Raw genomic sequence first — 7186 nt, 5'->3', positions numbered from 1 at the left:
GGGACGAGGACGCTGCGCGCAGGTTCGCGCGGCGTGTGCTGGGCCCGCTCGTCGCCTGACCCGGTTCAGGCCGGGAGGGTCCGGTTCGCGGCGGCCAGCGCACGGACCGTCGCCAGCGGATCCCCGCACGGAATCGCGATGACCAGGTCCACGCCGGCCCCGGCGAGCTCGGCGAGACGGCCCGGCAGGCCCGCTTCGTCCGTCGCGACGGTGACGGAGCGCACGAGGTCCTCCGGCAACGCGGCGGCGGCGCCGACGCGGTCCCCCGCCAGATAGCGCTCCTGCACCTCACGGGCCGCATCCCCGTACCCGTAGCGGTCGGCGAGCTCGACGTAGAAGTTCTTGTCCTTGGCGCCCATCGCGCCGAGGTAGAAGGTCACCCACGGCTTCACGTTCTCGACGGCCTCCTCGACCGTCGCGGCGACCGAGGTCGGGGTCAGCAGGCTCACGGTGAAGTCCTCGCGGGCCCGGCCGGCGGCGGCCACGGCGTCCGTCACCGGCGTGATCGCGACCTCCGGCCGCGACGGGTCCATGAAGACGCCGATCCAGCCGTCGGCGATGGTGCCGCACTGCTCGAGCCCCTTCGGGGCCGTCGCCCCGAGGAAGATCGGGATGTGCTGCTGCACCGGACGGCCGAGGAGGCGCAGCTCCTTGCCGAGCCCGCTGCCCTCGACGCCCTCGGGGAGCTGCACGGGCAGCTTCTCGCCTGCGAGGGCTCGCCGGATGGTGTCGACGTACGCGCGGGTGCGGGCGAGCGGCTTGGCGAACGGCTCTCCGTACCAGCCCTCCGACACCTGGGGGCCGCTCGGACCGAGCCCGAGGATCATCCGCCCGCCGGAGAGCACGTCGACCGATGCCGCGGCCATCGCTGCCGCGGTCGCCTTGCGGGCCGGGATCTGCATGATCGCCGTGCCGAGCTTGACGTGCTCGGTGCGGCCCGCGAGGAGCCCCAGCATGGAGACCGCGTCCTGACCCCAGGCCTCGCTCACCCAGACGCTGTCGAGCCCGAGCTCGTCGGCGAGGACCGCGATCTGGAGCTGCTGCTCGGGGGTGAACCACGGCCAGTACGCCGTCGAGATGCCGATCCGCATGGCGGGCAGCCTACGCCGCGACGGCCGTCATCGCCGCTCCGGCGTCCACTCCGCCGGCAGCGTCTTGATCCCGTTGATGAAGTTCGCCACGAGGAAGTCCGGGTCGGGCGCCTCGATGTCCGGGATCCGCGTGTAGATCTCGCTGAGCAGCGACTTCAGGGTGGTCCGGGCGACCGCGGCACCGAGACAGTAGTGCGGACCGCCGCCACCGAACCCCTGGTGGCGGTTCGGTGACCGGAGGATGTCGAAGTCGAACGGGTTGCCCCAGTACTCCTCGTCGCGGTTGCTCGAGCAGTACCAGAGCACGACCTTGTCGCCCGCCTTGATCTGCTGTCCGCGGACCTCGATGTCCGCGAGGGCGGTCCGCCGCATGTGGATCAACGGCGACACCCATCGCACGATCTCCTCGACCGCGTCGTCGACCCGGCCCGGCACGTCCTCCACCAGCAGGCGGCGCTGGTCGGGGAACCGCGTGAGTGCGTGGAGGGCGCCGGCCGACGCGTGGCGCGTGGTGTCGTTGGCGGCGACCGCCAGGAGCACGAAGAACGCGCCGACCTCGTCGTCGGTCATCTTCTCGCCCTCGAACTCCGCCTGGACCAGCCAGGTCATCAGGTCGTCGCCGGGGTCGGCCCGCCGCTCCTCGGCCAGCTCCGCCGCGGTCAGGCGCAGCGTCATGACGCAGTTCGCGAAGTGCTCGATGGGCTCCACGCCCTTGGTGACGTCGGGGTCGTTCCACGACAGGAGGTCCTGGGCCGCTCGGATGGTCTCCTGGTGCTGCTCGCCCTCGTGCAGCCCGAAGAAGCTGCCGAAGATGCGTCCGGGCATCGGCTCGGCGACGAGCTGGACGAAGTCCCCGGACCCGAGGTGGGCCATCTCGTCGATGAGGTCCTTCGCGTGCCCGCGGACCCAGCCCTCGAGCTTGCGCATGTTCCCGGGCTTGAACGCGTCCATCGTGATGCCGCGTAGCTGGGTGTGCCGCGGAGCGTCCATCGCGATGAACGACTGGGCGATCTCGGTCATCTCCGGGGAGAAGTCCTCCATGGTGATGCCGCTGGCCGACGAGAAGACCTTCGGGTTGCGACTGGCCGCCTGGATGTCGTCGTACTTCGTCAGCGACCAGAAGCCGTTGACGTTCTCCTCCGGCGGGAGCAGGTCGGACTCCGCGGGGCCGCTCCAGAAGACGGGCTTCTCGGCGCGGATCCGGGCGAAGGCCTCGTCGCGCACGTCCTGGTGCTGGGCCCAGAAGGCCTTGGCGGCGATGTCGAGCGGGTCGGCGGCGATGCTCATGGAAGTCCTCTCCTCGGGTGTCTCCCGAGGATCCGGGACGGGGCGGGGTCTCGCCACGCACAACGGCCCACCCCAGCGGTCGGCGGTTCGTGAAGTCCACGAACCGCGCGACGTGTCAGTGCTCGTCGTCCACGGACGCGGCCGTCTCCAGGAGCGGCGCGAGCTCGACCGCGGCACGGAGCGCGTGGGCCTCGACCGACGGCTGGCCGGACAGCTCCACGGCGCGACGGACGCGGTAGGCGACCGTGTTCTCGTGCAGCCCCAGGCGGCGGGCGGTGCGCGCGTAGCTCTGGCCCTCCTGCAGGAAGACCCGCAGGGTCGCGAGCAGCCTCCGGGCGCTGTCGTTGTCGGCGCCGAGCGGGCCGAGCGTCGCGGCGGCGACGACGCGAGCCGCCTCCGGGTCTCGCGTGAGCAGGTCGGTGACGGCGACGTCGCTGTAGCGCACCACGGGGGAGGACCGGCGCAGCAGCCGGGCGACGCGGCGACCGCGCCGGGCCTGGTCGTGGGTGGTCCGGAACCCGGCGACCCCGTCGGCCGGGGAGCCGAGCGAGACCCGCACGCCCGTCCCGGCGAGCGTGGCGCGCAACGTGTCCAGCGTGCCCTCCTCGAGCGACGCGCGTGCCACCCAGCCGACAACCGACCGTGGCGTCTGGCGCAGGACGAGCGGCCGGCCGCCGCAGTCGGCAAGTGCCGTCGCCACGGCCCCCGCGACCCGTTCGAGGTCGTCATGGCTCGAGCGGGGCGCCGTCGGCTCGACCCACGCGAGGATGCCCACGTGCGACCGCTCGAGCTCATAGCCCAGGCGAGCGCTGGCCGACCCGACGTCGATGAGCCCTCCGCCCAGCACCTCGGCCACGGTCTCGGCGCGGATCGCGTCCGCACCCCGCTCCCGGCGGCCCAGCTCGTCCTCGTAGGCCTCGACCAGCGGCGCGGCGATCGCGTCGATCCACGTGAAGATGAAGGCGCTGATGGCCCGAGCTGCCTCGAGGGCGACGGCGGGGTCGCCGTCGCCGAGCTCCCGGTGCCACAGGTCGTGGTAGCCCGACTGCCCGATCCGGTAGACGCGCAGCAGCGAGTCGATCGCCAGGCCGCGCGCCACGAGGCTGCGGGCCCAGATGAGCGCGTCGTGCGGTGCGGGGACGATGTGCGGATCGGTCCACGTGCGCGCGTTGGCGGTGATGAGCGCGACGCTGCCGCGGGCCGCGGCCACCAGGTCCTCGCGGAGGTCCTCGTCGTCGGCGGGCAGGTCCATCTCGGCCACGACCCGGTCGATCAGCTGCACGGCGACCGCATCGACCCGGGGTTCGATCCGGGTCGCGATCTCGGTGATCAGGGCCTCGCACGCCGCGGAGCGCGGCGGCACCGCGCCGAGCGGCAGGTCGGGGGCGACGGCTTCCATGGCGCGAGCCTCTCACACCACGCTCGAGAGGGCGCTGGTCTCGTGGTTCCCACCAAGCGCTCGCGCCGGCTCCCGGCGGGATCTCCACCGGTCACGTCGCCGGTTGCTGCTGGACGGCGCGGCCGGACAGGTCGTAGGATCCGCCGGTCCACCTGGGAGGAGGAGCGGATGGCACAGATCAGCTCGATCGCGTCGTCGCCGGCGTGCCGTGCAGCAGTGCAGGAGATGGCGGAGGACCTGATCCCCGATCTCGACGAGGTCGCGACCTGGCTCGCCGACGCCATCCACGAGCAGATCGAGACGCTCGACCGCACGATCCACGAGGACACCGCGCGCAGCTGCCGGTCGAACATCGGGCTGATCGCCCAGATGATGCGCGACGACGTCGAGCCGTTCACGGCCGTCGCACCCGCCGAGGCGATGCACTACGCCCGCGAGTTCGTGCGGCGCGGGCTGCCCATCGAGGACCTGATGCGCGCCTATCGGGTCGGTCACCAGGTCTTCGTCGGCGTGCTGCTCGACCGCCTCCGCGACCGCGTCGAGGACCGGGACCTGCTCGCCGAGTCCGTCTCGTTCTGCAGCGCGTGGATGTTCCCCTACCTCGACGCGGTGCAGCTCGGGATCACCGAGGCGTTCATGCACGAGCGGGAGCGCTGGGTGCGCAGTGCCGCGGCGTTGCGCGCCGACGAGGTGCGGGCGATCCTCGACGGCACCACGGTCGACGAGCGCCGCGCCGCGCAACGTCTGCGCTACGAGCTCGCCCGGACCCACGTCGCCGTCGTCCTGTGGGGCGAGGAGGGCGAGGACGAGGACGGCACCATCGGCATCTTCGAGCGGGTGGCGCACGACATCGAGCGCACGCTCGGGGGGACGGACGCGCTGTGCGTGCCCCTCGGGCGCCGGACGCTCGCCGCGTGGATCGGCATGCGCAGCACGCCGGACGTCGGCGTTCTGCGTGCCCTGCGGGACAAGGACGCGCTCGCGGTGGGCGTGCGCGTCGCGGTCGGCGATCCCCACGACGGCATCGGCGGCTTCCGGCGCAGTCACGAGGAGGCCCAGCTCGCCCGCCGGGTCGTGCAGCTCGGCCGCCGGGCACCCGGGGCACTGGCCCGGTACGGGGACGTCGCCCTCACAGGACTCCTGACCCACGACGTGGGCGAGGCCCGCAGGTTCGCGGAGCGCGAGCTCGGCGCCCTGGGCGCCGAGACCGACGCGTCACGACGGATCGCCGCCACGCTTCGGGTGTTCCTCGAGGAAGGATCCAGCTTCGTGCGCGCCGCGCGACGGCTGGGCGTCCACGAGAACACCGTCGCCTACCGCGTGCGCCGCGCCGGCGAGCTGCTCGGGCACCCGGTCGAGGATCGACAGCTCGAACTGCGGGTGGCCCTGATGCTCGCCGACGTCCTGCGACGCTCCGGGACCGAGGGCGCCTGACCGGCAGGCCTCCTGGGAGGCCGGTCAGGCGATACGGACCTCGGCGCGCTCGATCGCGGCGTCGAGCCGCTCGTGGTAGTGGTCGGCGTAGACCTTGGCGATGAGCTCTCCGCGGCTCGAGACGCCGACCTTCTCGTAGATGCGCTTGAGGTGGTCCTGGACCGTGTACCGCGACAGGTGCAGGGTCTGTGCGATCTCGTTCGTCGGGAGGCCCCTCGCCAGCGCGCGGGTCACGTCGAGCTCCCGAGCCGTCAGCTCGTAGGCCTCGATCATCAGCGGAGCCATGTCGCTCGCGTTCGCCGGCTCGACGACGACCGCGATCAGCCCGGTGTCCCCGTTGCCGTCCGTCAGGCACGACGCGTGGATGGCGAGCCAGCCGCCGCCGTGGGTGCGTACGCGAGTGCGGGTTGGCGCCTGCGGGAGGTCGGGACGCGAGCCCCGCATGGACTCGACCTGCGCGGCGTGGAGGACCTCGTTGGGCAGGCGCTCGTCCGCGAGTCCGTTGCACAGCGACTCGTGGCGGGGGATCTCGGTGAACCACGACCACGCCTCGTCGTTGGCCGACACGATCCGGTAGTCGCGATCGAGCACGATCATGCCCGGGCCGCGGCCGTCGAAGCGGTCGGTGGCCCGCGTCAGCAGGGACGTGCGCAGCGCGCGGCCGACCTGCGAGGCGACCAGGTCGACGAAGGCGACCTCGCTCTCCGTGAAGCGGCCATGGGTCCCTTCACGGTTGATCTGCAGGATCCCCCACCCGCGGTCGTTGGCGGTGAACGCGGCCCGCAGTTCGGCGTCGAAGTCGGTGTGCTCGCGGAACATCCGCCAGCGCGCGCTGCGCTCCGGGCGACCGCCGGTGGCGGTGTGCAGGTCGGCGACGTGCTGCGGTCCGCGCGCGAGATCGGTGAACTTGTTGTAGTCCGGGATCTCGATCTCGTGCTCCCAGTACGGCCCGCAGACCGAGTCGGGCATGCCGTGGGCAAGCCCGGCTCCGATCGTGAGCATCGTGTCGGGATCGGTCGCTGCGGTGAAGATGCCGTCCATCGGGACGGCACGCGGGAGGTGCTCGGCGACGGCCTCCAGGAGGGCCTGCGCGGTGAGTCCGGAGACGCATGCGCCCTCGATCCGGGCCAGTACCCCGGCCCCGCCCGGGATCTCGCTGACGATGGACATGCCGGCCAAGGTAGTTGGCGCATAGGAGTTCGGCAACCCCGCGTTTGAGGGGGAGGGGGTCCGCGCTGTCCTATGTGGCAGGTTCGGGGAGGACCTGTTTGCCGGTCTGCTCACCCCGGATGCGGCGTTTCTCGTACCCGGTGAACTGGATCGAGAGCTGACCTCCGCCGCTGTGAGCGGGGGCGGGAAGGGGGTCGCGGAGGGTCCAGCGGCCGTTCTTGATGCGCGCCCGGTGGTGGGAGAAGGCCACCTTGCCGTCCGCGTCGACGTAGCCGAGGCGGATCCGCACGACGCCGACCGCACGCTTGGAGATGGTGCCCTCGACGATGAGGTTCCCCTGCCCGTCGATCGCCGTCCGACCGCGGACCAGGGTCGCCTTGCCGGAGGCCGCTCGGAGCCGCACCTCGTCGGGGCGCACGCGGGCGTTGCCGGCGTAGGTGAGCGTCACGATTCCCGTCGTCTTCCTCCGCTGACCGGACGGGAGGCGCTTCCTGACGTTGAACGCGGTGGCGCTGGCCCGGGCGCGCGGGCCGGCCGCCGACGCCCCATCGGGGATCGGCACGCTGAAGCGCGTGCGCTTGCCGGCGGAGTGGTAGGTGATCGCGATGCGCCCGTCGGCGCGCCCCGTGATCTGCAGCCGCAGATCGAGGTAGCCGGACTTCACTCCCGCACGCAGGACCCGGATCTTGGCCGGGTCGCGGGGGGTCGCCGCGAGCGGCGTTCCCGTGGAGGTGCCCGCGGTGGGGGCGGGGATCGCCGTCGGAGTCGGCGTCGCTGGGTCCGGTGCGGGGGCTGGGGGCGGCGG

At 72.4% G+C, this 7186-nt stretch carries 5 protein-coding genes and 1 pseudogene; 1 reads left to right on the top strand and 5 read right to left on the bottom strand.

Features of this window, described 5'->3' with window-relative positions:
* Positions 1 to 65: 65 nt before the first annotated feature.
* From ABYE80_RS14820 to ABYE80_RS14810, 3 genes are all read right to left on the bottom strand, one after another.
* Complete coding sequence (locus ABYE80_RS14820; protein WP_372791060.1) at positions 66 to 1091, bottom strand: LLM class flavin-dependent oxidoreductase; 1026 nt, start codon at positions 1089 to 1091, stop codon at positions 66 to 68.
* Between the two features lie 27 nt (positions 1092 to 1118).
* Positions 1119 to 2378, bottom strand: coding sequence for a cytochrome P450 (locus tag ABYE80_RS14815; protein WP_372791059.1), 1260 nt, complete (start codon positions 2376 to 2378; stop codon positions 1119 to 1121).
* A 115-nt stretch (positions 2379 to 2493) separates the two neighbouring features.
* Entirely contained in the window at positions 2494 to 3777 is a 1284-nt protein-coding gene (locus ABYE80_RS14810) for a PucR family transcriptional regulator (RefSeq protein WP_372791058.1), read from the bottom strand.
* A 168-nt stretch (positions 3778 to 3945) separates the two neighbouring features.
* Between ABYE80_RS14810 and ABYE80_RS14805 the strand changes: the two genes are divergently transcribed.
* The gene (locus tag ABYE80_RS14805) at positions 3946 to 5211 is read left to right on the top strand and encodes a PucR family transcriptional regulator (protein WP_372791057.1); all 1266 of its coding nucleotides are present in this window, start codon (positions 3946 to 3948) and stop codon (positions 5209 to 5211) included.
* Positions 5212 to 5235: 24 nt separating this feature from the next.
* Here the strand turns inward: ABYE80_RS14805 and ABYE80_RS14800 are convergent, their stop codons facing one another.
* Both ABYE80_RS14800 and ABYE80_RS14795 read right to left on the bottom strand, forming a co-directional pair.
* A complete protein-coding gene (locus ABYE80_RS14800; protein ID WP_372791056.1) occupies positions 5236 to 6381 on the bottom strand; it encodes a LuxR C-terminal-related transcriptional regulator in 1146 nt (381 codons plus the stop codon).
* 70 nt (positions 6382 to 6451) lie between these two features.
* Positions 6452 to 7186: pseudogene (locus ABYE80_RS14795) on the bottom strand (hypothetical protein); the annotation flags it as partial.

The organism is Paraconexibacter sp., from assembly GCF_041602235.1.
Classification (GTDB): Bacteria; Actinomycetota; Thermoleophilia; order Solirubrobacterales; family Solirubrobacteraceae; genus Paraconexibacter.
The sequence above is the reverse complement of the archived record's forward strand: the minus strand, read 5'-3'. Positions and strand labels throughout refer to the sequence as shown.

Bases quoted from the DNA above. Each gene is read 5' to 3' on its own strand.
- ABYE80_RS14800 (WP_372791056.1), bottom strand. From the start codon at position 6,381: ATGTCCATCGTCAGCGAGATCCCGGGCGGGGCCGGGGTACTGGCCCGG.
- ABYE80_RS14810 (WP_372791058.1), bottom strand. From the start codon at position 3,777: ATGGAAGCCGTCGCCCCCGACCTGCCGCTCGGCGCGGTGCCGCCGCGC.
- ABYE80_RS14815 (WP_372791059.1), bottom strand. From the start codon at position 2,378: ATGAGCATCGCCGCCGACCCGCTCGACATCGCCGCCAAGGCCTTCTGG.
- ABYE80_RS14805 (WP_372791057.1), top strand. From the start codon at position 3,946: ATGGCACAGATCAGCTCGATCGCGTCGTCGCCGGCGTGCCGTGCAGCA.
- ABYE80_RS14820 (WP_372791060.1), bottom strand. From the start codon at position 1,091: ATGCGGATCGGCATCTCGACGGCGTACTGGCCGTGGTTCACCCCCGAG.